Origin of the sequence: Mycobacterium europaeum, assembly GCF_034555895.2 — a bacterium.
In the GTDB taxonomy this organism is placed as follows: domain Bacteria; phylum Actinomycetota; class Actinomycetes; order Mycobacteriales; family Mycobacteriaceae; genus Mycobacterium; species Mycobacterium europaeum.
On the sequence record NZ_CP157315.1, the window covers coordinates 92929 to 115931 of the forward strand.

Below are 23003 nucleotides of genomic sequence, written 5' to 3' on the forward strand. Positions count from 1 at the left end.
CGTAGGCTCCTTCCATCAGACTGGCCGGTCTTCGAGGGAACCTACGTCCGGATTCTTTTACACCGCGGCAGGGACACGACCTAGCGAGGACACTGTCGCGTTAGAGGACTTGCTGACTCCGACACTCGACGAGTTGGACACGATCGCTACCAATGGCGGTCTGGCGCGGGGCGTGCCGACCGGATTCGCTGATCTCGATGAGATCACCTGCGGGCTTCAGCCAGGAACCATGGTTACCGTTGCGGCTCGTCCGGGCGTTGGAAAAGTCCGTTCTAGCACTGGATTTCATGCGATCGTGTTCGCTCAGACATCGGATGGCCAGTGTCATCTTCTCGTTGGAAATGAGTAAGTCCGAAATTGTGATGCGGCTGCTGGCGGCCGAAGCGAGGGTCAAACTTGCGGATATGCGTTCGGGGCGCATGAATGACGATGACTGGATCCGGGTGGGCGGCACCATGAGTCAAATCAGCGATGCCCGGATTCGGCCCGTTGCTAGGAGGCGGAATTCGTGGCCGCGATTAACGGCGATCTAGCTAACTACGAGACCGTGGATAGGCTTGCGGGCATCGCTGGTCTTTCACCAGTGCCACACGATTCCGGGCGCGTCACGGGCAACCTGAAACGTCCACGCAGGTATGACCGGCGCTTACTCCGAGCCTGCTACATGGCTGCCCACAACAGTCTCCGCACCAGTCCAGCATCGCGTGCCTTCTACGACCGGAAACGAGCCCAGGGCAAACGCCACAGTTGTCGGCGTCGTCTGAAAACTGACCCCGTGTCGACGCGGTGGTTTCTAGGTGCGGTCGCAACACTTCTCTAGATTCTGGAGGTTGTGTTGGCATCGTCGCGTCGGGTGAAGAAGGGGCCGGGACGTCGTCCGCAGTCGGCCAAGCGTCAGCGGTTCATGGAGTTGCGGGCTCGCGGGTGGAGCGTGCGGGCCGCGGCCCGCGAAGTCGGTGTGTCCCGGTCCGCTGCGACGAACTGGACACGCGGTTACAAGACCTACCGCAACGGCGTCGCGGTCGGGTTCGTCCCGCCGCTAGATCGACTAGCGGTCCGCCAGATCAGCACGCGATACCTGTCCCAGGACGAGCGCATCGAGATCGCCGATCTGCATCACTCAGGGCTGAGGGTGCGGACGATCGCCACCCGACTCGGTCGAGCGCCGTCGACGATTTCGAGGGAGCTACGGCGCAACGCACCAGCCGGCCGCGGATATCAGCCCTTCGATGCCCACCGGCGAGCCACCGCGCGACGAGCACGTCACCACCGCCGTCGGGTCGACACCAACGACCAGCTCGGTAACGCGGTCGCCGAGCTGCTTCTTCAGCGTTGGAGCCCCCAACAGATCAGCCGTCACCTCCGCCACCGCTTCCCCGATGATTCATCGATGTGGTTATGCCACGAAAGCATCTATCAAGCTGTCTATCAACCGAATTCACGTTTCATGCGGCCCTCGCGATTAGCGCCGCACCGACGCTCACCGCTGCGCACCGGTCGAGATCACCGCCGAGCGCATCACCGCCAGAGTTGCCGGCGGCCGCGGTTCCAGCAGCCGATGCTCACCATCCACGACCGGTCCTTCTCGGCTGTCGACCGGTCTGAAGCCGGCCACTGGGAAGGCGACCTTATCATCGGTAATAACCACCTCTCGGCGATCGGCACTCTGGTCGAACGCCAGACCCGGATGCTGCGGTTGGTGCATCTGCCTCGCAGTGACGCCGACTCCCTGCACGCGGCCTTGGTGGCCCGCATGAAGGATCTGCCACCCACGCTGATGCGGTCGATCACCTGGGACCAGGGCACCGAGATGGCGCGCCACCTTGCCACCACCGACAAGCTCGGCGCGCCCGTCTACTTCTGCGACTCCAGATCACCCTGGCAACGCGGCACGAACGAGAACACCAACGGACTGCTGCGCGACTACTTCCCGAAGGGCGTCACCCTCATCAGCCACCCGCCGGAGCAGTTGTTGGCCGTCGAACACGAACTCAACCATCGCCCCCGCATAGTCCTCCAAGACCGTTGCCCCGCCGATCTATTCGCTGCCCTGTTAGTCTCGAGTGATCCGTCGGTGTTGCGACGTTGAGTAGAACCCACCCCGTCGTCAACACCTCACACCTCTGCCGCGTGGACCGGCCCTAAGTCATTACGTCACGATCGGCGGTGCCCTTGCCGCCGCGAGTGTCCTCACGGGCAAGACACTGCGAAAAGACCGCGCTTCGGCTCCATCACCGCGAATCGTGCGTCGGGCACGGCCACTCGGATGTCGGTGGAGCTCAACATCTCGAATCCGCCCGCCACGCAAGTGCCGTTGACCGCGGCGATGATCGGCTTGTACACGGGGAAGCGATGCAGGACGGCGTGGATTGCGTCGAGCTTGTCCAGAGAAGAATCCGGTTATTTCCGCCTGCATCCTGCGAGTCCGAGGCGGTCGGCGGCATCTCGCTGCCAGATGTCAAGACCCGGGTGTGTGCCAAGTGATAGGTCGACGGTTCGGCGTGTTCGTTGGTCGCCTGTCTACCGGATGGTCATGAGGCGTTCGGTCGGCCCGGTGCCTGTAGGTGAGGGCGGGGTGGCAGCCGCGGTGTTTCTGTGGGACGGTGCGGCGCTCGATTCGATGCGGCTGCGGCCGGTGCTCATTGCGGCGATCCCCTCTTCGGGTGCGTTTCAGTAGATCTGCATATCAGTACGCGGATCAATGAGGGGTCCTGCACTTGGGCCCAAGGTGAGGCGCGGCACCCCTCGCGCGTCGTCGGCGATGAGTTGCCGGCGGGCGTCTGCTGAGGCCCTGTGTTGGGGACGGTCTAGGTGCACGCGGCGAGGTGTGACTGCTGATCGGACTACGCAGGGAGCGATTTTTGGCCAACAGCGATACTGAATTCTAGGAAGAAAGGTTTCTGCAGATATCGGGCACCAACCGAGTAAGTCTAGTTTGCTGGCACCTTGAAACTCTGATAATCGTAATCAAGTCAGACTCTGGCCTGAATGATTCACGTTGTGCTCGATATCAGTAAGTACGCAGACGCGAATTGGCGCATGTCAGTACACCAGTACATGGTTGTTGAACTGCTGCAATATACGATTGTAGGTGTGGAAGTCAGTGTCTACTGAAACACTGAATTTATGAATATGAATCACTTTGCAAACAAGGTAGCCCAATTGGCTTGACGCTCACTTTCTGTAGTAGCTAAGCTGCATTGCATAGCCAAAGTTCATACAGCTGGTGGCATTGCTATCACCAGTTGTGGGAATCCAGTTGTGGGAATGGAGGTGAGCCCCATTACCACCTAAGTGACTGTGCAACGCACGACAAGTGCGCCGATCATAACGCGATCATCTAATGATCCATGAATTCGGAGGGGAACATGACTTGCAAGACACGACGCCGCGGTATCACGATCAAGCTCGGCATGGCCGCAGGTGCAGCTTTGGCCGCCGGGCTCATCCCGATAGCCAGCGCGGGCGCTGCCTGGGCGGATGAGCCAGACCCAGGGATCACAGTTGGGGGCGGCGGGTCTGGTGGAGTGTCCACCCCGATCGGTGGGGGCAGGGCGTCGACCGGCGGGTCCGGTGCTTTCAACGACAATGGCGGCGGCTTCGGTACTGGCACGTCGGGCGGTTTGACCGGTCCGGGCGGCGCTGGGAGCGGCGCTTCCACCGGCGCGGGCGGTGGTTTCACCCTGCCGGGATTGCCGGGATTTTGAGGTAGGCACCGCAGCGGGAATCGACATTTGACTGGCGTGGCCGCTAGCCGCGCAGCAACGGATGTCGACATGCGGGGCAAGCGGATGACGCACCCCGAAGCCTCGGGAGAGGACGTTTGCTTGGTGATTGGGACCGGTCGCCCGAGTCGCGCACATCGTGGCCGGGCGACCGCTCGTCGGCGGGTATGACGGTCGGCTGCCGAACACGCCTGGCGCCTGAAGCGGCCACCCATGATGCCGAGCATGAAGTGTTGGTGCGCGCGCCCAGTCGCAAAGTTCGTGATTGAGGCGTGACGGGCGGTCCACCACGCAACGCACGATGTCTTGCGGTCACCATCTTCCACCATCTTCGAGCCAGCGCCCGTTCACATCCGGCCACCAGGTCGGCAACGGGTCGCGGCGGGCAAGGCGGGCGGTTCATCGCGCTGCGCGGCGCACCAGACAGCGCGGTCGCCTGGCGTTTCTGCCGCGCGCTCGCAACGCCGTGCTGCGCCGCTTCATCGAGGCTGCAGTGCGCTTCATCGCGTCGATGAGGTCCTTGGCCTCGCCGATCGATTCCAAAATGGCCACCCGAGCTTGGCCGGCCTCCTTAGTCAGTGGTGTGCCCAGGAGCTGCCAGTCCGAGCGCAGCCAGTCGCGCGCCGCGCTGAGCGCTGATCTCACTTCGTCGATGCAGGCGCGGGCGTTCTCGAATAGTTCGGGACGAGTTGGCAGGTCAGCCATGGGTTGTCCTTTGCGGCGGGTTGTAGCGGGAAGCCGTGGGAGTGACGGCCGGCGAGGTTTTCACCAGCCGGCGTAGGCAAGGGGCAGGTCGGCGATGACTTGTCGGCGTGATTCGTCGAGGCTGGCAGCAATGTCGCTGAGGCCATTTGCGCCAAGTGATCGCAAGAGTTCGCCGCCGGGCTCAGAGTTGTAAAAGCTCACCATCGCCGCAAGGAACATCGCTTCGCCCGAGGACAGCCATCCGATAGCTGATCGGATCTCGTCGACCCTCGGCGAGAGATCCCACTTGCTGGTCGCGCTGTCCGGGGAAGTCTGGCCGTCGGCGAACCATCGGGGACCGGCGATCTCTACACCGCGCTGCCACGCTTGAAAAACGGTCTCATCATAGAAACGTGCTGACATGTGTTCTCCTCCTGAGCCGTTCATGAGTTTCTTCCAGGTGTGACAATCGTTATCCCGAGGGCACGGGCGGCGTCGCTGAGTCGACTGTCATAGGCGACCATGGCGGTCAATGGTGCTGTGGATGCGGCGATTTGAGCGGTGGCCAGGTGTATCGCATCGAGCGAGCGCAGCGCCGGATCGGGGTAGGCGGCCGCGGTGGCGCGGATGACCTGGTCGATTTCGAACCGATCCAGTCTGGCCAGCACAGAGGGGACAGCAGATAAGCCATTTGGGGCGACTGCGCGGATGGCTCTGGGGAGCTCCACTTCAGCCAAGGCAGATGTTATCCAACGTGTTTCGGTGCGTTCATCGAGCCAGTCAGCTAGAGCATCAGATTCGACTTCGATCCGGATCAGCTTGACCAGAGCCGAGGTATCCAGGTAGATCACCGGCTAATACCTTTCCTCGGCGCGCAGACGTTGCAATAGCGCGCCGGCGTCGAGATTGTCGTGCATCGGAACGGTCGGCCGCGGGGCTGGGCCGGCCAGCGTCGCCGGTTGCACTCTGCCGGCAGTGATCAACGCATCCAGTGGGCCGGCGGTAGCGGGGATTATTCGGGCGATGACTTCCCCGCGCTCAGTAAGCGTGATCTCTTCGCCACGCTTGACGCGGGCCAAGACCTTTGCCGTCTCTTGGTTGAGCATTCGGAGAGGTACTTCACTCATACCAATAATGTACTACATAGTTGTACTACATGCTATGGTGGCGCAACTGGTTCGGAGCGCCGGCGGCCCATGTCCACACGCCCGCCCCCGAGAATCAACCTATCGACGAAGCCGTTCAGGAACTCCGCGCCGGCCTCGTCGTCAGGCTCGCGGCCATCGGTGCTCACAAAGGGACCTATCCGTCTCTAGCTGCCTTGTCAGCTCAATTCTCACAGGTGGGGCAGAGATATGCGACGGTCAGCGCGTGGTTATACGGCCGAGCCATTCGCTTGATGCCGGCGGTCTGCGGGCGGTGCCGCTCAGTCAGTGCCGTCGTCCCGACCATTGGTGGCGCCAGCCACTCGGCCAACCTAGCCTTGACCTGCTCCGCCTGCTCCCGACTGTGGCACATGTCGTTTGCCATCTTTCCGAGTGTTACGCGGCAGGGGAGAAGGTCAAGTCCAGGGACGTGGTGTACGACGTCGTCGTGTGATTCTTCGACTTGGTGGTTTAGGCGGTCAGTGCCGCCGGGGTGTCCTCCTGTTCTGTTGATGGCGTGTGGTCGGCGCGGGATTTGCTGAGGACGTCGAGGCCGAGGTAGCGGCGGGATTCGGCCCATTCGTCGTGTTGTTCGGCCAGCACCGCGCCGACGAGGCGGATTAGGGCGTTGCGGTCGGGGAAGATTCCGACGACGTCGGTGCGCCGGCGGATTTCCTTGTTGAGTCGTTCTTTTATCCGGCCCTCGGGGGCGGGTCAACCCGTCGGGGTGGGATGTTCATCGATCGAGGCGCTGGAGGTGGTCGGTAAGGGCGTGGGCGACGCGGTCGTGGCGGGCGGCTTCGTCGGTCCAGCCGCGGCACTCGGCGTCGGTTCTGAGGGCCTGGACGTCGGCGAGTTGGTCGGTGAGCGTGTCGCGGAATTCGGGGGCGGTGACGTAGTTGTCGCAGGTTTCGCAGATGTTGGCATAAGGGCACGCGCCCGCGGATTCGTGGCGAGCGCAGTATCCGTGTGCAACGCGGGTTTTCAGCATTTCACTGTGCAGCCAGCCGACCTTGTCGGGCAGGATCGGTTTGCCGACCGGGGTGAGGGTGAACTGGCGGCGCATCTTGCCCATCGCTTCGTCGTAGGCCGCGCGCAGGGTGGGCGAGGCCAGGGTGGCGTAGCGGATCGTCATTTGTGGAGTGACGTGCCCGAGTAAGGACATCAAGGCCTGCAGACTCATCCCGGCGTTGGCGAGTTCGGTGGCCCAGGTGTGGCGCAACTGATGTGGAGTGACCATCAGGACGCCGCCGTCGGGACGGTGCAACCCGGCGGATTCAGCGGCGGTGAGCAGCCCGTTGCGCAGCCGGGTGTAGCCCAGGCGGCGTCCGTGCCGGGTGAACAGAAAGTCGGTGAGCACGCCGGTGCGTGGGTGCGGCAGCGGCCGGTGCGTGCCGCGGAGGGCGACCCACTCGTCGAGCGCGGCGAGGGTCGCGGCGGAGAGCGGGACCATGCGTTCGGTGGCGAGCTTGCCCAGTGGCACCTTCAGCCAGGTTCCGGCCGGTCCGTAGTCGATGATGCTGCCCAGTTCGAGGTCGAGCAGTTCCCCCGCCCGCAGGCCGGCACCACGCAGCACGGTCAGGCCGATGCGGGCGAACGGATCCTGCAGGTGGGCAACGGCGTTCATCACTGCCGCGTCCACATCGGGTGCTAGCGCGCGTGGCAACGGCTGGTCGAGTTTGGGGACGTCGGCGGCGAATACCAACCGCCGTGGTGGGGCCTGCGCCCAGCCCCAGGCGGTGATGTCGTCGAGCAGGTTGCGCAGACTGAGCACTGCCGACTGGGCCACCGCGGCCGAGACGGTGCGCCCGGCGCCCGCGGCGGCGCGCTGACCACGCCAGCCCCGGGTGCGATTCCATTTCAGGTAGCCCTCGATGCAGCTCCGGTCGAGTTCACGCAGGCTGATGACGTCGGGATGGTGAGCGGTGAGGTATTCGGCGAAGGGCAGCAGGTCGTTGATCAGCGACTCGACCGATTTGGGCCGCAGCACCGCCGCGCGCACGCCGATGTAGCGCAGCAACGTCTGACGGATCGGGTCGGGCATCTCCACCTCGGTGAAGCGCTGCTCGAGGCTACGGGCCCACCGCCGGCGTTTCGGCGCGGTGTCGATGACCGCGGTCTCGAACAACAGCTGCCGCAGGCTGGCCAGCCGCCCCCTGTATGCCCGCCGCGACGATGGCGGCACCACGGTACGTGACAGCGCGGCGTCGAAGTCGTCGAGCGCGTCGCCGGTCAGGTCGGCGACCATTCCGCCGTGGTGTGCCAGCACTACCGCCAGACATTCGCCGAGGACCGTCTCGACCCAGGAACTCCTCCAGCCCAACCGAATTCCCGCATTCCGCAACGCGGCGAATCCGCTCGGATCCCGGTCCTCCACTGCGCGGCCCAGCCCGGTCAACTGTTTGACCGCGGCCAGCTCGACGTCCAGCCGTAACCGGCCGGTGCCGATCGTGTGACAGATCAGCGGCCACGCCCCGGTGTCCCGTATCTCGGCGATCCGCTCGGCTGCCGGCAGCGTCATCCAGGCGTGCAGGTCGCGGTGGCGTGCGGTGAAGTCGCGAGCGATCCGAATCCGGTCGCGTACCGCCCGCCCGCTCAAACCCAGGGTGGCGACGTGGTCGAGATAATCCGCCACCACCTCGTCGGCGCCTACGGGTTGGCCGACCAACACCGTGGTCACTGCCGGGCTCCGGCCAACGTCGCACGAGCAGCACCGTATTCGGCGGCGAGCTGCTCGATCGACAAATGCACGTAGCGGGCCGTGGTCTCCGGCGAGACATGCCCCATCAACGCCCGCAACGCCAGCAGATCGATTCCGGCCGCCGACAATTCGGTGCCGTAGGTATGCCGTAAACGGTGCGGGCGGACTCTTGTGGCGCCAGAGGTCTCCCGGTGCCGACGGAACAGGCTGCGCAGCCCGGCCTCGCTGACCGGTGCACCGGTCGTCGGGCCGCGCAGCACTACGAAGCACTGCGGCGTCGCCAACCCCGGCGGCCGCTCCCATCGCAGGTAGGCGGCGAGCTCGGTGAAGAACGCCGCATCGACCGGGACATGACGTTCCTTGCCGCCCTTGCCGATCACCCGAAGCCGGCGCCGGCCCATATCGACGTCGGCGAGCAGCAGGCCACGCGCCTCGGCCGAACGCAGCCCTCCGAGTAGCATCACCAGCACCATCGCCCGGTCCCGGTGCGTTGCCAGTGTCGCCAGGAACGCGTCGACATCGTTGGTGGACAACGATTCCGGAAGACGCTGCGGCTGACGCACCAACCTACCGCCACTGCGTGCACGCCCGGGACCCAGATGACCGAGCAACCCCCGCTGCGACTGGCGCAGCCCCTGTCCCCGCCGCGGCGACGGCACCGGATTGTCGGTGCAGACACCGGTCATCACCAGATACTCGAATAACGCGCGCACTGCCGCGACCCGGCGGTTCACCGTCGAAGCTGCCGGCGGGGTCGACGAGCGGTGACCGCCGGTGGGCTGGTCCGTTCGGCGGACGCCTTGCCAGTCGATCCAGTCGAACACCAACGGCGCATCGACCGCGGCGAGCCCGACCGCTTGCTGGACGAGGAACCGGCTCAAATTGGCGACGTCGAATGCGTAGGCCCGCACCGTGGCCGCGCTGAACCCCCGTCCCGCCAAATGGTTGAGAAACGCGTTCACCGCGTCCTGCCCGTCCCAGTCGCCCTCCAGGACATATCCGCTGTCGCTCTTGAGTACCCGCATCGCCGCTCCGCCTTCCCCCACCGAGATGCAGACAGCATCCATCCGTGCTCAGCGCTTGTGCGTGAACCTCACGCTGCAGCCCGAACCGTGTCCCCGGAGAGCCGGTTAACGGATAGTGGGTTGTTGGACCAGATCTGCCGCCAAATTTGTTTGGGGAAGGCGGTGAAGGCGAGCAGGTCGGCGCGGGTGTCTTCGAGGTGGTCGGCGACCTTGGGGAGCTTGTCGGCCAGTGCGTCGATGATGCGGTCATATTGGGCTGCAACGGAACCGGCGTCAGGTTGATCGAAGACCGAATGCAGTAGTGTGCGTACCCACGGCCACGATGATTTCGGAGTGATGGCCATCAGGTTGGTGGCGTAGTGGGTGCGACACCGTTGCCACGATGCCCCAGGCAGGGTGGCGCCGATCGCGGCCACCAGACCGGCGTGGGCGTCGGAAGTGACCAGACGGACCCCTGATAGGCCGCGGGCGGTCAGCGACCGCAGGAAGGTCAGCCAGCCGGCCCCGTCCTCGGCGGTGGTGACGTCGATGCCCAGGATTTCGCGGTAGCCCTCGGCGTTGACCCCGGTGGCGATCAGCGCGTGCACGTTGACCACCCGGCCTGCTTCGCGAACCTTGAGCACCAGGGCGTCAGCAGCCATGAACGTGTACGGGCCTGCATCCAGTGGCCGGGTCCGGAACGCCTCGACCGCGGCGTCGAGCTCTTTGGCCATCACGCTGACCTGGGACTTCGACAAGCTGGTGATGCCCAGAGTCTCGACGAGTTTGTCCATCCGCCGCGTCGAAACGCCCAGCAGGTAGCAGGTAGCCACCACCGTGGTCAGGGCCCGCTCGGCGCGTTTGCGCCGTTCCAGCAGCCAGTCCGGGAAGTACGAACCTTGCCTTAGCTTGGGAATCGCCAGATCCAATGTGCCTGCGCGGGTGTCAAACTCGCGGTGCCGATACCCGTTGCGGGAATTGGTGCGCTCGCTGCTGCGCTGGCCGTAGCCGGCACCGCACACCGCGTCGGCTTCGGCGCCCATCAGGGCGTGAATGAAGGCGGCCAACAACTCGCGCAGCACATCAGGGTGCGTGGTGGTGAGTCGTTCGGCCAGCACGGCAGACAGGTCGATATCGTGGGCAATGGTCATCGCGTTGATTCCTTTGCTCGAGTGACTTTGGTCGGTCCCTCGAAGAATCACGCGATGACCTTCATTCATCCGGCTACGACACGCCGGTCATCACCGGCTCGTACACCACTCTGCTGGACGCAACTGGGGAGAACTGGCACCGTGACGAATTGACCACCAAGATAGAGTTCAACCTACGCCCATCCGCTTACGATCAGAGATCTTCAGGGTCACCAATGTCCGATAAGGCACCGCGGCACAAGCCTGCAGAACGGATGACAGCGGAACAGCTCCGCCGAGCAGCCGACGCTTGCCGAGACCTCGACGATCCGACGTTGATGGCGAAGGCTTGGGACGAGCCACCGCCGCCCGATATGCAAGCTTCAACAAACACACCGCGTCAATTCGGCCAGCTACAGAATCTCTCAGTTTCCGACACCTTCGATAATCCGCTGCCTGACGTGGAAGTCGCTGCGTGGGAAGCCGATTGTCCCCTTAGGTCCCAGACTCCAACGCGGGCGTCCGCCTTACGAAATGCAACGTCGCAATTGTTACTCAATGGCCGGCGCGCCCTTGAACACCCCGGACTTGTCGTTGGACAGGTGCATTGTGAACGTACCGCGCAGCCAGGGCGTGTTTGGTGTTGTAATAGGAGACTCGTTATGCAGCCGGATCAGCAGATGATAGAAGCACTGGTCAATTTGGCGACGAACGGCGTGCTGGACCGCATCGGCAACCGTGCCAAGCGTGCGCGGAATTGCGGCAGTGGGGACTGCACCCGCACCATCCTGAGCCGGGGAGCCCGTTTGTCGGCGACGACGCCGCTTTTAAGGAGGCGTATCCCTTAGTGCCGGCGGGGGATGCGGCGGTTGTCCGTTATCACTGGATCTGGGGCATTCTCAATGAATCTGGGGCACGACGTCAGTCCCAGGGGTTGACCAGGTCGACGCCCGTTCCGTCGAAGTGGCGAGTATTGCGGGTAGCCACAGTTGCGTGCCGGGACGCGGCGATGCCGGCGATCTGCACATCACGAATTTCCACCGCACGCCCACCTCGTTGTTGGGTGGCGGCGATGGTCCCAGCGGCAAACGCAGCCGTCAGGTCGAAGGATTGCACACGACCATCAAGGTCTTCGTCGAGGAGTTGAGAAAAGATCTCGTCGAGCCGCTTGCGTCGGCGGCTTGGCGTCAAAAGTTCAATACCAGTGCGTATCTCGAATACTGTTACCGATGTCGTCCAGATTGATTCGGTGGGCTGATTATCGAGCCATTCCACGACGGCCGGATCGGGTGTGTCCCGCATCAACGCGGAGAGCACATTGGTGTCCAGCACGATCATGATTCGTTGAACTGTGCCGGCTGGACGGGCTGTCCCCGCAGTTCGGGTATGTCCTCGGTCAGGCCCACGCCTTTGAAGCGTGACGCGATACGAGACCCGAGCCGCCCAGGCGGATTATCGACGTGCCGGACTGCGTTCCGTAAGATCTCGCGCACCTCCTCCTCGGTGCTGCGACCGTGTTGACGGGCTAGTCGCTGCAATTTGGCCTTGGTGTCGTCCTCAAGTTGACGGATGAGAATCTGCGCCACAGAGCGATGCTATCACGATATCGTTCAGATAGTGCGTTGACCTCGCCTTCATTGAGAATGCCCCAGATCCGGTTATAACGGACAGCGGTCACCGAGGAGTGTTTGATTCCGATGATGAGCGCCACGGAGAACCTGTACGCGGCCGCGTTGCTCGTAGATCAACGGACGACGACGAGGAACCTCTACGCGTCGTCCATAATGCAACTATGCCGTTCGGCGATGGAGACATCGGCGCGAACCATCTGGTTGCTCAGCGACCCCGACAGGAACGTACGGCGGGATCAACGGGACGCGGATTCGCTCGTGCCCGAGCGCATGGAGCCGACCATCGCACGGTGGATGAGTCTCTACGCCTAGGTGGCTCGGACGCGCTCGCCGATCTTCTCGTGGTGACGTTCGCGGCTTATCTGTAATCGTGTCACCCGCGACGGCTCGCGCCGCGGGTTGCGCATGGGCCCACTTATGGCTGTTGGAATGGCCACGGATTTGGCCACAGAACACGGTGGAACCGATGCGAACAAGAGGGACGGAGCGTCACAGCGGGAACGGCTGAACCTCGCTGACGTGCAGCTATGAGACCGTGCGCACTGGAGGAGACGGTGACCGGTTAGCTCATACCTTAGAGGTCGAATCGTGGCCAGTGAGCGGCGTCGTTGGCGGCATTTTTGCGCGAACATGCTGATTCAACGGCTCCAACCGCGAACCGTAGGCCAGGCCTGGTGGCTATCAGGTGTAGCTTCAGGGTGTGTTCTCAGGTGTTTATGTGGTAGCGTCTCAGGTAGATCAACGTGGAGGTGCGATATGCCAGTCTTGACCGTCTCTGCGGCGCAGCGGCTTGATGATGAGGCAGCGACGCTTTCGATCCGCGAGATCGCCGCGTATCTGCAAGAGGCCGTCGGCCAGCGCGTCGCGGCGGCGATGGCGGGCTTGGCTGACGCCAAGCAAATCGGCCGCTACGCGCGCAAGGGCGGCCCGGAACCTCACGGCGCGACCGAGCGCCGGTTACGTGAGGGCTACAAGGTCGTCAGGATGCTCGTCGATGCTTACGACGACAAGACGGCGCGGGCGTGGCTGTTTGGCACCAACACGCGCTTGGACGATCGCGCGCCGATCGAGGTGCTCGGTGCGGCGGTCGACACCGCGGAGTTCGCGATGGTTGTCCGGGCTGCACGGCAGGTCGCCAGCTTCCAGTCGTGATCGCGGCGCCCGAGCAGGGGCGAACCCTGTGGCGGGTCGGCTATTACGCTGACCCGCTCGGCTTCACTCCGCTGGAGCTGTACCAGTTCAGTCACCGTTTCGACGACGTCTACCGCCGGTTCCGCACGCTCTATTGTGCTGACTTGGCGGAAACGTGTCTTCGCGAGGTGCTAGCCGACTTCCGGCCGAACCTCGGCGCGCTGCGCCGCCATGTTGAGCGCTACGGACCTGAGGCTGCCCAAGACTTCACTGAGAAGCCGGTCACTGCGCAGTGGCGCATACAGCACGCCCTCGTTCCCACAGTCCTGAAGCTCGATGGCCCCTTGATCGATCTCACCGACGTGCCCACACGCCAGGAGATCGAGGATCGCCACGTCGAACTGCTGCTCGAGCACGACCTGCAGCACCTCGATCTGCGCGAGATCACCACCAGTCGCCGCGCCATCACGCAGACGATCGCCGCGGACCTTTTTGACCGAGGCGCCGGCGCCGTCCGGTTCCCGTCCCGCCTGGACGGCAACGCTTGCGTCGCACTCTTCGAGGGGCGCGGCACCGCGAGCTTGGCCGGAGACCCCATCGCGCTCACCGACCCGCCGCCCGAACCGCTCCTCAACGTCACCACGCCGTGGGGCCTAGTGCTTGAGCCAGCGCCGGTGAAACTGCTCTAGATTGGGATGCGCGCGGTGGTGCCCATCGGACCACACGCAAGCAAATTGGACTGCATCCAGCCTTTCAGTTGCGGTCGATAGTTCAGTTGGCGTCTCTATGAGATCCGCCGGGACCGCCGCGCTCTGTTCGGTAAGCGAAAACCATCGCACTAAGACTTCGCCCAAGTCCGCTTCTACCGACCAAGTAACCCGATCGGCTTGCCACGCAGATTGGGTTATCTCATGGGGCCAACATGGGGCCAACGAGCCAGACCGACTGATCCAACACGTCCGAATGCCGGTTGCGCTTCTGGTCTGACCGGCTGAAACACATTGGTGTAGGCCAGAACTCCGCCTGAAAAGCGGAAGGTCGGCGGTTCGATCCCGCCCCTGGCCACCGCGTAACAACGCCCAAATCTGATGCGGCCGATCGAGTTTGATGCCGCCCCTCTCCCCGCTACTGATGGCGGCAGGTGCCTTCATGCGCCTTGGCCAGCCAGTACACGGCCCGCTCGATCGCCGGCACGATGTCGGTGATCTCGATGGACCCCGCCGCGAACCGGCTCAGCGCCCCGTAGACGACGCCGGTCATGATGACGCCCAGGTCGTCGGCGAAGCGCTCATCGCAACCGCTCAGCACGGATTTCGCGGCCGGCACGACGACGTCGAAGCCGTGCTGGGTGAGTTCGTCGCCCCCGGGCCCGGCCTGGGCGCGCACGTAGGCCTGCAGCATGCGCGGGTGCTTCTCCCAGGGTTCGAAGATCGCCCGGAAGATCCACATCAGCCCGTTGTAGATCGAGTCGCTGTCGGCAGAGTGCGCGGCGACGGCGGCGTAGCGGTGCGTGTCCATCCACCACCGCAGGGCCGCGACGATGAGGTCGTCTCGGGTGGGGTAGCGCTTGTAGATGGTGGTGAGCGACATGCGGGCCCGCCTCGCCACTTCCCGCAGCTGGACGGCGTCATAACCCTCGGTGTCGATCAGGTCGACCACGATGTCGATCAGCGGATCGGGCGCGGCCTGCGGTGCCGTCTGCGACGTGTCGCCGCGTTGCGACGAGGCTTTACCGACCACGATAACGATGTTACTGTGCCAACCTGAGTAACGCAGTTACTCAGCGAAAGTGCAAGCGTCGACGCGCGGAGGAGCGCAGCAAGTGAGGGCGTGATGGGTGGTCTCGGGGGCAAGGTGGCGTTCATCACCGGGGTGGCGCGCGGGCAGGGCCGCAGCCACGCCGTCCGGCTGGCCCGCGAAGGCGCCGACATCATCGGCATCGACATCTGCGCCGACATCGACGCGAACCATTACCCGATGGCCCGCCGCGGGGAACTCGAGGAAACCATCGGGTTGGTCGAAGCCGAGGGCGGCAAGATGGTCGGCACGGTCGCCGATGTACGGGACTTTCATCAAGTCAAGGCCGCCCTCGACGTGGGCGTGGAGCAGTTCGGTCGCCTCGACATCGTCTGCGCCAACGCGGGAGTCGCGCCGGTCGCGTTTCGTCAGCTGAGCATCGAGGAGGAGTTGGCGCAGTGGCGCGCGGCGGTCGCGGTTAACCTCGACGGCGCGTATCACACCGCGTGGGCGGCGATCCCGCACCTGATCGCGGGGCAGCGGGGCGGGGCCATCGTGTTCACCAGTTCAACGGCGGGGCTGCGTGGCTTCGGTGGCCTGCAGGGCGGCGGGCTGGGTTACGCCGCCTCCAAGCACGGGATAGTGGGGTTGATGCGCGCCCTCGCGAACGCTCTGGCGCCCTGCAACATTCGGGTCAACACGGTGCATCCCACGGCGGTCCGCACGATGATGGCCGTCAATCCGGCGATGACGCAGTTCTTGGAAAGCTTTCCGGAAGGGGGCGCCCACCTGCAGAACCCGCTGCCCGTGGAGCTGCTCGAGCCCGAAGACATCAGCGCCGCGATCGCCTATCTGGTCTCCGACGAGGCCAAGTACGTCACCGGGGTGACCTTCCCCGTGGACGCCGGCTTCTGCAACAAGCTGTGACCGCCGCGATGCAACCACGGGCGGCGGGCCGGGTGTCCGGCAAACGGGTCGTGATCACCGGTGCGGCGCGTGGCATGGGCCGCAGCCACGCGGTGCGGCTGGCCGAAGAGGGCGCGGATTGTCTGTTGATCGACATCTGCGCGACTCCCGACGGCTTGGAGTACCCGCTGGCCACCGAGGAAGATCTGCACCACACTGCGAAACTCGTTGCCCAGCAAGGTGGCTCGGTGGTCGCGAAGGTCTGCGACGTCCGAGACGCCAACGCGCTGAAGGCGGCAATCGACGAAGGTGCCGACGAACTCGGCGGCTTGAACGCTGCGGTGGCCAACGCCGGGGTGTTGACGGTGGGCACCTGGGACACCACCACGGCCGAGCAGTGGCGCCTGGTGGTGGACGTCAACCTGATCGGCGCCTGGAACACGTGCGCGGCGGCGCTGCCGCACCTGCTGGCCGCCGGCGGCGGCAGCCTGGTCAACATCAGCTCGGCGGCCGGCATCAAGGGCACCCCGCTGCACACGCCCTACACGGCCGCCAAGCATGGCATCGTCGGAATGAGCCTGGCCCTGGCTAACGAGCTTGCGGCCCAGAATGTTCGGGTCAATACGGTCCATCCCACCGGGGTTCCCACCGGCATGGCGCCGGCCTCGATGCACCAACTCATCGTCGAGAAGCGGCCGGACCTCGGACCCATCTTCATGAACGCGCTGCCAATCCCCATGACGGAGGCGAGCGACGTCAGCAACGCGGTGCTGTTCTTGATCTCCGATGAGGCCCGTCACGTGACGGGCCTGCAGTTCACCGTCGACGCCGGCGTGACGATCAGGTAGCGGGGCACCATGGGCAGCCAAAGCCAGAGGCGTGAGCGGGGCGTGCGGGCCTTCGCCGAAGTGATGACCGTCGACCCGCCCGCCGATACCAGTCCGGTGGTGGCCGACGGCCTGATCGATTTCGTGTTCGCCGAGGTGTGGACCCGCCCGGGCCTGAGTCGTCGCGACCGCCGGTTCGTCACGCTGGCGTGCGTGGCCGGCGCCGACGCCACACCGGCCCTCGAGCAGCACGTCTATGCCGCGCTGAACAGTGGCGATCTGAGACTCACCGAAATGCGGGAAGCGGTGCTGCATTTCGCGGTCTATGCGGGGTGGCCGAAAGCTTCGCAGTTCAACATGGTCGTCGACGCGCAGTGGGAGCGCATCGCGCGGGAGCGCGGTGATGCCGGTCCGCCGCAGCCACCGTTGCTGCCGCTGGCCACGCCGAGCGATCCCGAGGCACGGCTGGCCGGCGGGGAGGCCGCGTTCCGGGAGATCAACTGCCTGCCGTTCGCGCCGGCGCGAGACAATCCGTACTCGGGAGCGGGCATCCTCAACTTCGTGTTCGGGGAGATGTGGCTGCGGCCCGGCCTGGGGTTGAAGGAGCGCCGCCTGATCACCTTGGCATGCGTGGGATTTCAGGACGCCCAGTACCCGATCGTGTCCCACGTCTATGCCGCATTGAAGAGCGGTGACGTCTCCTTCGACGAAATGGACGAGCTGGCGCTGCATTTCGCCGCTTACTACGGTTGGCCGAAAGGCTCCTACCTCAACCAGGTCATCGCCGAGCAGAAGCGACGTGTGCTCGACGAGGCCGGTTCGGATCCACCTATTTGAGCATGCTCCCGGCGTCGACGGTGACGGGAAGGCCGGTGATGTAACGGGATTCATCCGACGCCAGGAACAACACCGCGTTGCTGATGTCCACCGGCTCCACCCACCCGATCGGCAGCACGTGCATGAACTGCGCGGCGACCTTGAGGTCGTCGGGACCCGGGTTCTCCAAGTCGGGCCGAAACAGCTTCATGGTTCCCTCGTTCATGAACATCGGCGTGTTGACGTTGGTGGGGTGAACGGAGTTGACGCGGATGAAGTGCTGGCCCAGTTCGATGGCGAAGGTGCGCATCAGGCCGACGACGCCGTGCTTGGCCGCGATGTAGTGGCCCGTGTGCGGGTATGCCTTCAGCCCGCCGACCGAGCTGGTGAGGATGATCGACCCGCCCTGGCCTTGCGAAATCAGGTGCGGTACGGCGGCTTTGACCGTCTTCCAGACGCCGGAGAGGTTGACGTCGATCATGTCGCGCCAGTCGTCTTCGCTGGTCTTGTCGAGCGTCTGGCCGCCGTTGCCGATGCCGGCGTTCGCGCAGATGATGTCCAACCGGCCCAGCTGCTCGACACCGCCGTCCACCGCAGCTTTGAGGGCGTCGTAGTCCCGCACATCGACCTCGGCGGTCACGACGCGGCGATCGAGGCCCTTGATCAGGTCGGCAGTTTCGGCCAGATCGTCCGGCGTCGCGGGCGGAATCTCGCTGCTGCTGCTGATTGGTCTGCAGATGTCGACCGCGATGATGTCGGCGCCTTCCTGCGCCAGGCGCACGGCGTGACTGCGTCCCTGCCCGCGGGCCGCACCGGTGATGAACGCCACCTTGCCCTCGACTCGTCCGCCCACGATTGCACCTCACTGTCCGCAGAGGCCGGGCGGTGGCAACGGGCGCCACGCCCGGCATTAATTTGGTCGATCGATCAGGAAGCCTGGCAGCAATCCGCGGCGCTGTCAACGGGCCGTTGGCGCAAGCGTCCGAGGGGGCGGTGCGCGGGAGGGGTCGAGCGCGGCACCGGGGCCACGCTCACCTGGTGCTAGTCGCGGCGGGGCACCGTCGCGGTGGGCGCCTGCAGCAGGCTCAGCTGGTGTTGGACGAATGCGCGCAACTCCTCATGTCCCCGGGTCACGCCGACGGCGCTCTCATTGCACAGGCTGCGCGCCGTCTGTGCGATGAGCATCGAGATCGCCACCGGGGGATACTGCTCGAGGTCGACGCCGTTGGCGCGGAGCACCATCGTGACAGCGGCCGTCTCGATGTCGCGCACGCGCTCGGCGTACGCCTTGAGCTCGGCGCCAATTGCCTTGCGGTGATTGGCCAACGCCATGAACTCGGCATTGAGCACGGTCGAGGCGGGATCGCTGTTCAACAGCCAGAGCGCCGCCAGCGGATCGTCTTCGGCCAACAGGCCGCGCATGCGTGTCAGGGCCGCCTCCGCGCCGGTGCGCAGCACCTGGACGAACAGGTCGTCCATTGTCGGAAAGTAGTAATAGACCAGGGCCTGCCTGACCCCGGCCTCGGCGGCCACGCGCCGCGACGTGGCCGCGGCGTAACCCTCGGCGCGCATGACGCGGGCGGTGGCCTCGATCAGCTTGCCGCGCGCGCCGGCCTCGTCGTTCGCCTTGTTCCGCCGATCCGCCGTGGGGCGCGGGGTGCCCGGCCTGCTTGACCGGTCCGTGCGACGCGTGGTAGGCATACCGCATCCTAGCAATTTGGTCGATCGACCAGTTTTGCGACGTGATGGCCACGCGGGAGGAGCAGTGCGGAGCACGCCGACGGGCGTGCCGCGGGCGGCACGACCCCGGCGGCGGCCGCCCGGCTGCGCGTCCGGGCGGTTCCCCGCGCTGGAACTTCGGCACTCTCATGCCGGGAAAGGATTTGGACTCATGACCGATCTCGCCGGCGTCGACTACTTCACCGATGCCGACATCGCCCAGGACCCCTACGCGTACTGGGATTACCTGCGGGAGCAGGGGCCGGTGTTCCGCGAGCCGCACTATGGGGTGGTGGCGGTCACCGGTTACCAGGAAGTCCAGGCCGCCTTCAAAGACGTCGATTCGTTCTCCGCGGTCAACGCGATCGGCGGTCCCTTCCCGCCGCTGCCGTTCACACCGGAAGGCGATGACATCAGCGACCAAATCGACGCGCATCGCCACGAATTCCCGATCTTCGAGCACATGGTCGTCATGGACCCGCCCGAACACGACAAGGCGCGCTCCCTGCTGGGCCGGCTCCTGACGCCCCGCCGGTTGCAGGAAAACAAGGACTACATCTGGCAATTGGCCGACCGGCAGTTCGACGAATTCCTTGCCAACGGTCGCTGTGAGTTCCTCGCCGACTACGGCAAGCCGTTCGCCACGCTGGCGATCGCCGACCTCCTCGGGGTTCCGGACGAGGACCGCCCCGAGATCCGCCGCAACCTGGGGGCCGGCAACGCCCCGGGCGCCCGGGTGGGTGCCCTCGATCACGAGCCGGTGGGCAGTAACCCGTTGCAGTACCTCGATCACCTCTTCAGCGGCTACATCGCCGAGCGGCGAGAGCGACCGCGCGAGGACGTGCTCACCGGCCTGGCCACTGCGACCTACCCCGACGGTTCGACCCCGCCCCTGTTGGAGGTGGTCCGGCCGGCCACCTTCCTGTTCGCGGCCGGGCAGGAGACCGTGACCAAGCTGCTGAGCTCGGCGGTCCAGGTTCTCGGCGACCAACCCGAACTGCAGGAGCGCCTGCGGGCCGACCGCGACCTGATCAGCCCGTTCATCGAAGAGGCGTTGCGCATGCAGAGTCCCACCAAGGTCGACTTTCGGCTCGCACGCAAGACGACCACATTGGGCGGGGTGCACATCCAGGCCGGCACGGTCATCATGCTGTGCATCGGGGCGGCCAACCGCGACCCGCGAAAGTTCGACAATCCCAACGAGTTCCGGGTGGACCGCAAGAACGTCCGCGAGCACATCGCGTTTGGCCGCGGCATCCACACCTGCGCGGGCGCCCCGCTCGCGCGGGTGGAGGGACAGATCACCATCAACCGCCTTCTGGATCGGACCCGCGACATGGTGATCGGCGAGGCCAAGCACGGCCCACTCGGCCACCGGCAGTACCGCTACGAGCCCACCTTCCTGCTGCGCGGGCTTACCGAGCTACACATCGAATTCACCCCGGTGGACTGACCGCTATCCGAGCACCGGCAGCAATAGGCGCGACGACGAGCGCACCGTGTTCAGGCTCGAGGTGCCGACGCTGGCATGCCGGAAGTTCATCATCGCCGGCGTCGACGGGTCCTGGTCGTCACTGGTGAGCGTCAGGCGAATGCGGTGGCCGGCCTTGAACCGGCGCGCATTGGGGACCAACGGAATTCGGTATTCGACGTCCTCACCCAGCGGTACCGCTTGCGGGTGACGGCAGGGCAGCACCGGCGCGCCGGGGCGGCTCGCCGCGTCGTCGACCTCGCGCAAGCTGGCGCGCAGCCAGCCTGCGGTCACGGCGATCGTCTCCCCGTCCGGGGCCACGTCCTGCAGCATCGCCATCCAGGCGGTATCGATCGCCGTCGCCGACGCAACCAGCCGCAGCTCGATGTCGCCGACCACATCGACGTCCTGGGCCAGCGGCGCGCTGGTCCAGGCCAGCATCGGCGGCGGATCGACCTCGCTGGGTTTGACGCGGCCCAATCCGGAGCCCAGCACCATGAATTCGCGACCGCCCGCCTCACCCTCGTCGGCAGCCAACGCGCCGTCGGCGCGCAGCGCGAGTTCGTGATGCGGGGCCGTTGACGGCGGCCAGGAGGCGGCGGTTCGCCACTCGTCGGCGCCGGGCAGGAAATAGCGGATCGGCGGCCCCTCGGTGATGCCGGTGTCGCGGCCCTTCAGCCAATGGTCGTACCAGGCCAGCGCCTCGGTGTGCATGCTCTCCCAGGGCCAGGTCAGCCCGAACTTCCCAAGCATGCCCATCCGCACATCTGCGTTGTCCGACAGCCCCTCCCAGGTGGCGAACGTCGACGGCAGGTGTAACGGCACGTTCTCCCAGTCGCACCCCAGATACACCGGGATGTCGATCCGCGCGAGCAACGGCAACAGGTTTCGCTCCTCCCACCACTCGTCGCGCGTCGGGTGCTTGACCGCCGCCTCCTGCCACAATTCGTCCCACGGGTGGGGATCGTGGGGCAGCCTGAGCAGTTGGCGCAGCATGGTGACCGCCGCCTCGCCGTTCATGGTCTCGAATCTCTTGTGCACACCCGGACTGTTCAGCACGCGCCTCGCCAGCCCCAATGGCCTGCTGCGCCACAGCTTGTCGCTGCGCTCGGACGTCAGGCCCATCATCGCGAGGAACGGGGTGATGAATGACGAACTCAGCAGCCCGTGGTGGTTGGCACCCTCGTACAGGTCGCTCGTCACGGCAAGGGGAAAGATCGCTTTGAGGTGCGGTGGCCGCTCGACGGCTGCCTCGAGTTGGGTCATCGCGAAGTAGCTGATGCCGATCATGCCGACGTTCCCGTCGCACCACGGCTGAGCCGCGACCCACTCGACGAGGTCGTGTACATCGCGGCGCTCCTGCGCGTCGAAGAAGTTGAAACAGCCCTCGGAGCCGGAGGTACCGCGCAGGTTGGCGATGACGTGCACGTAGCCGCGCGGCACCCAGAAGTCTGTCCTGCCGGCCTCGATGAACCCCGCCGGCGCGCCCAGGTCCTGCATCTGCCGCGGATACGGCGAGGCGGCCAGCAGCGCCGGGAAGCGGCCTTCGGCATCCGGTCGGTGAACGTCGGCCAAAAGCGTTGTGCCGTCGCGCATCCTGATCGCGATGTTGATGTCGGTGTGAGTCCCGTACTGCGGCTCACTGAGGTTCCGGTATTCGCGGCCGGTGGTTTGGGGGCCGTTGAGTGTCGTCACAATTTCACGCTACGTTGAGACTAGTTTCAACGCAAGATGAGACTTCCGGTAGGGTGAAACGGTGCCCCGGCGACCGTTCTCCCCCGGTCCGCGTGACGAGCGCGGCGTGCTGGCGGCACGCATCCTGGCCGCCGCCCGCGACGAATTTGCCGAATGTGGTTGGGCAGGCACGGCCATTCGTGCCGTCGCCCGGGCCGCGGACGTCGATCCGGCGCTGATTTATCACTACTTCGGCTCCAAGGAGGGCCTGCTCGACGCCGCGACCACGCCACCGCAGAAGTGGCTCGACGCGGTGGCCGCGACCTGGGCGACGCCCAAAGACGAACTGGGCCGGCAATTGATCCGGACCGTGCTGGACACCTGGACCGATGAGGAGGTCGGTCCGATCCTGCGCGCGGTGGTGCTGACCGCCGCTCACGAAGGCAAGACCCGAGAGAAGCTGCGGTTGATCGTGGAGCGCGGCCTGATCGGTGGTTCCACTCTGGGCGCCGACGAGGAGGACCGACTGCGGCGCAGCGGGCTGATCGCCACCCAGCTGATCGGCTTCGCGTTGCTGCGCTACGTCTGGAAGATCGAGCCGATCGCGTCGATGCCCGACGACGAGGTGGTGGCGGCGGTGGCGCCGAACCTGCAGCGCTACGTCGAGGGCGACATCTCCTAGGGCTCACGCGACTCGGGGTG

At 65.2% G+C, this 23003-nt stretch carries 23 protein-coding genes, 1 tRNA gene and 4 pseudogenes; 13 read left to right on the forward strand and 15 right to left on the reverse strand.

The features are described 5' to 3' along the window. Positions 1 to 73 precede the first annotated feature (73 nt). From U8D42_RS00490 to U8D42_RS00500, 3 genes and pseudogenes are all read left to right on the forward strand, one after another. Positions 74 to 476: pseudogene (locus tag U8D42_RS00490) on the forward strand (DnaB-like helicase C-terminal domain-containing protein); the annotation flags it as partial. Beyond that, a pseudogene (locus U8D42_RS00495) lies at positions 469 to 763 on the forward strand (transposase); the annotation flags it as partial. The pseudogenes U8D42_RS00490 and U8D42_RS00495, both read left to right, overlap by 8 nt. A 72-nt stretch (positions 764 to 835) precedes the next feature. Next, positions 836 to 2089, forward strand: coding sequence for an IS30 family transposase (locus U8D42_RS00500; RefSeq protein ID WP_420492649.1), 1254 nt, complete (start codon positions 836 to 838; stop codon positions 2087 to 2089). Between the two features lie 101 nt (positions 2090 to 2190). Here U8D42_RS00500 and U8D42_RS00505 read toward each other — a convergent pair whose 3' ends face one another. Beyond that, a complete protein-coding gene (locus tag U8D42_RS00505; protein WP_230484118.1) occupies positions 2191 to 2286 on the reverse strand; it encodes a hypothetical protein in 96 nt (31 codons plus the stop codon). A 247-nt stretch (positions 2287 to 2533) separates the two neighbouring features. Here U8D42_RS00505 and U8D42_RS00515 point away from each other — a divergent pair, with 247 nt between their 5' ends. Beyond that, positions 2534 to 2677 carry a hypothetical protein gene (locus U8D42_RS00515; protein ID WP_155250266.1) on the forward strand — a complete coding sequence of 48 codons (144 nt, stop codon included), beginning with the start codon at positions 2534 to 2536 and terminating at the stop codon, positions 2675 to 2677. A gap of 1447 nt (positions 2678 to 4124) precedes the next feature. On the opposite strand, the gene U8D42_RS00520 is transcribed toward U8D42_RS00515, so the two are convergent. The 8 genes and pseudogenes from U8D42_RS00520 to U8D42_RS00555 form a co-directional block, all read right to left on the reverse strand. Then, positions 4125 to 4430: a hypothetical protein gene (locus U8D42_RS00520; protein ID WP_007168485.1), complete on the reverse strand. Its 306-nt coding sequence runs from the start codon at positions 4428 to 4430 to the stop codon at positions 4125 to 4127. Positions 4431 to 4490: 60 nt separating this feature from the next. Then, a complete protein-coding gene (locus tag U8D42_RS00525) occupies positions 4491 to 4832 on the reverse strand; it encodes a hypothetical protein (RefSeq protein ID WP_007168486.1) in 342 nt (113 codons plus the stop codon). A 20-nt stretch (positions 4833 to 4852) separates the two neighbouring features. Continuing rightward, positions 4853 to 5260: a type II toxin-antitoxin system VapC family toxin gene (locus tag U8D42_RS00530; protein ID WP_007168487.1), complete on the reverse strand. Its 408-nt coding sequence runs from the start codon at positions 5258 to 5260 to the stop codon at positions 4853 to 4855. A 3-nt stretch (positions 5261 to 5263) separates the two neighbouring features. After that, positions 5264 to 5536, reverse strand: a complete 273-nt coding sequence (locus U8D42_RS00535) for a type II toxin-antitoxin system Phd/YefM family antitoxin (RefSeq protein ID WP_033711258.1) — start codon at positions 5534 to 5536, stop codon at positions 5264 to 5266. Positions 5537 to 6025: 489 nt separating this feature from the next. Then, positions 6026 to 6244: pseudogene (locus U8D42_RS00540) on the reverse strand (transposase); the annotation flags it as partial. A 46-nt stretch (positions 6245 to 6290) separates the two neighbouring features. Next, complete coding sequence (locus tag U8D42_RS00545; protein ID WP_007172497.1) at positions 6291 to 8234, reverse strand: tyrosine-type recombinase/integrase; 1944 nt, start codon at positions 8232 to 8234, stop codon at positions 6291 to 6293. Then, the gene (locus U8D42_RS00550) at positions 8231 to 9280 is read right to left on the reverse strand and encodes a tyrosine-type recombinase/integrase (protein WP_007172498.1); all 1050 of its coding nucleotides are present in this window, start codon (positions 9278 to 9280) and stop codon (positions 8231 to 8233) included. The genes U8D42_RS00545 and U8D42_RS00550 overlap by 4 nt, the downstream gene beginning before the upstream one ends. 116 nt (positions 9281 to 9396) lie before the next feature. Next, positions 9397 to 10410 (reverse strand): annotated as a pseudogene (locus U8D42_RS00555) (IS256 family transposase); the annotation flags it as partial. Positions 10411 to 11051: 641 nt separating this feature from the next. On the opposite strand from U8D42_RS00555, the gene U8D42_RS00560 reads away from it, so the two are divergent. Next, on the forward strand, positions 11052 to 11237 hold the full coding sequence (locus tag U8D42_RS00560) for a hypothetical protein (RefSeq protein WP_132160383.1): 186 nt from the start codon (positions 11052 to 11054) through the stop codon (positions 11235 to 11237). 73 nt (positions 11238 to 11310) lie between these two features. Here the strand turns inward: U8D42_RS00560 and U8D42_RS00565 are convergent, their stop codons facing one another. Further along, a complete protein-coding gene (locus tag U8D42_RS00565) occupies positions 11311 to 11727 on the reverse strand; it encodes a type II toxin-antitoxin system VapC family toxin (protein ID WP_007168492.1) in 417 nt (138 codons plus the stop codon). Then, positions 11724 to 11975, reverse strand: a complete 252-nt coding sequence (locus U8D42_RS00570) for a FitA-like ribbon-helix-helix domain-containing protein (protein ID WP_007168493.1) — start codon at positions 11973 to 11975, stop codon at positions 11724 to 11726. Before U8D42_RS00570 ends, U8D42_RS00565 begins: the two co-directional genes overlap by 4 nt. Before the next feature lie 801 nt (positions 11976 to 12776). Between U8D42_RS00570 and U8D42_RS00575 the strand changes: the two genes are divergently transcribed. The 3 genes from U8D42_RS00575 to U8D42_RS00585 all read left to right on the forward strand — a co-directional run bounded on the left by U8D42_RS00575 (position 12777) and on the right by U8D42_RS00585 (position 14216). Continuing rightward, positions 12777 to 13172 carry a hypothetical protein gene (locus U8D42_RS00575; protein ID WP_007168495.1) on the forward strand — a complete coding sequence of 132 codons (396 nt, stop codon included), beginning with the start codon at positions 12777 to 12779 and terminating at the stop codon, positions 13170 to 13172. Beyond that, positions 13169 to 13840: an RES family NAD+ phosphorylase gene (locus U8D42_RS00580; protein WP_007168496.1), complete on the forward strand. Its 672-nt coding sequence runs from the start codon at positions 13169 to 13171 to the stop codon at positions 13838 to 13840. The genes U8D42_RS00575 and U8D42_RS00580 overlap by 4 nt, the downstream gene beginning before the upstream one ends. Before the next feature lie 317 nt (positions 13841 to 14157). Further along, positions 14158 to 14216: transfer RNA gene (locus tag U8D42_RS00585), tRNA-OTHER, on the forward strand. Between the two features lie 60 nt (positions 14217 to 14276). Here U8D42_RS00585 and U8D42_RS00590 read toward each other — a convergent pair. After that, positions 14277 to 14891, reverse strand: coding sequence for a TetR family transcriptional regulator (locus U8D42_RS00590; RefSeq protein ID WP_322861645.1), 615 nt, complete (start codon positions 14889 to 14891; stop codon positions 14277 to 14279). 93 nt (positions 14892 to 14984) lie between these two features. On the opposite strand from U8D42_RS00590, the gene U8D42_RS00595 reads away from it, so the two are divergent. Genes U8D42_RS00595 through U8D42_RS00605 form a run of 3 tightly spaced genes read left to right on the forward strand, consistent with a single transcriptional unit; the run spans position 14985 to position 17458 of the window. Further along, on the forward strand, positions 14985 to 15815 hold the full coding sequence (locus U8D42_RS00595) for a mycofactocin-coupled SDR family oxidoreductase (protein WP_322861644.1): 831 nt from the start codon (positions 14985 to 14987) through the stop codon (positions 15813 to 15815). An 8-nt stretch (positions 15816 to 15823) separates the two neighbouring features. Then, positions 15824 to 16642 carry a mycofactocin-coupled SDR family oxidoreductase gene (locus U8D42_RS00600; protein WP_322861643.1) on the forward strand — a complete coding sequence of 273 codons (819 nt, stop codon included), beginning with the start codon at positions 15824 to 15826 and terminating at the stop codon, positions 16640 to 16642. 9 nt (positions 16643 to 16651) lie between these two features. Beyond that, positions 16652 to 17458 (forward strand): carboxymuconolactone decarboxylase family protein, encoded by an 807-nt coding sequence (locus U8D42_RS00605; RefSeq protein ID WP_322861642.1) that lies wholly within the window; start codon positions 16652 to 16654, stop codon positions 17456 to 17458. On the opposite strand, the gene U8D42_RS00610 is transcribed toward U8D42_RS00605, so the two are convergent. Both U8D42_RS00610 and U8D42_RS00615 read right to left on the reverse strand, forming a co-directional pair. Beyond that, complete coding sequence (locus tag U8D42_RS00610; protein ID WP_322861641.1) at positions 17451 to 18290, reverse strand: mycofactocin-coupled SDR family oxidoreductase; 840 nt, start codon at positions 18288 to 18290, stop codon at positions 17451 to 17453. The two genes, U8D42_RS00605 and U8D42_RS00610, sit on opposite strands and share 8 nt — an antisense overlap. Before the next feature lie 188 nt (positions 18291 to 18478). Then, a complete protein-coding gene (locus tag U8D42_RS00615; protein WP_322861647.1) occupies positions 18479 to 19033 on the reverse strand; it encodes a TetR/AcrR family transcriptional regulator in 555 nt (184 codons plus the stop codon). Positions 19034 to 19328: 295 nt separating this feature from the next. On the opposite strand from U8D42_RS00615, the gene U8D42_RS00620 reads away from it, so the two are divergent. Next, a complete protein-coding gene (locus tag U8D42_RS00620) occupies positions 19329 to 20609 on the forward strand; it encodes a cytochrome P450 (protein WP_322861640.1) in 1281 nt (426 codons plus the stop codon). A gap of 3 nt (positions 20610 to 20612) precedes the next feature. Here U8D42_RS00620 and U8D42_RS00625 read toward each other — a convergent pair whose 3' ends face one another. Further along, complete coding sequence (locus U8D42_RS00625) at positions 20613 to 22322, reverse strand: CocE/NonD family hydrolase (protein WP_322861639.1); 1710 nt, start codon at positions 22320 to 22322, stop codon at positions 20613 to 20615. A 61-nt stretch (positions 22323 to 22383) separates the two neighbouring features. Here U8D42_RS00625 and U8D42_RS00630 point away from each other — a divergent pair, with 61 nt between their 5' ends. Then, complete coding sequence (locus tag U8D42_RS00630; protein WP_322861638.1) at positions 22384 to 22983, forward strand: TetR family transcriptional regulator; 600 nt, start codon at positions 22384 to 22386, stop codon at positions 22981 to 22983. Positions 22984 to 23003 lie beyond the last annotated feature (20 nt).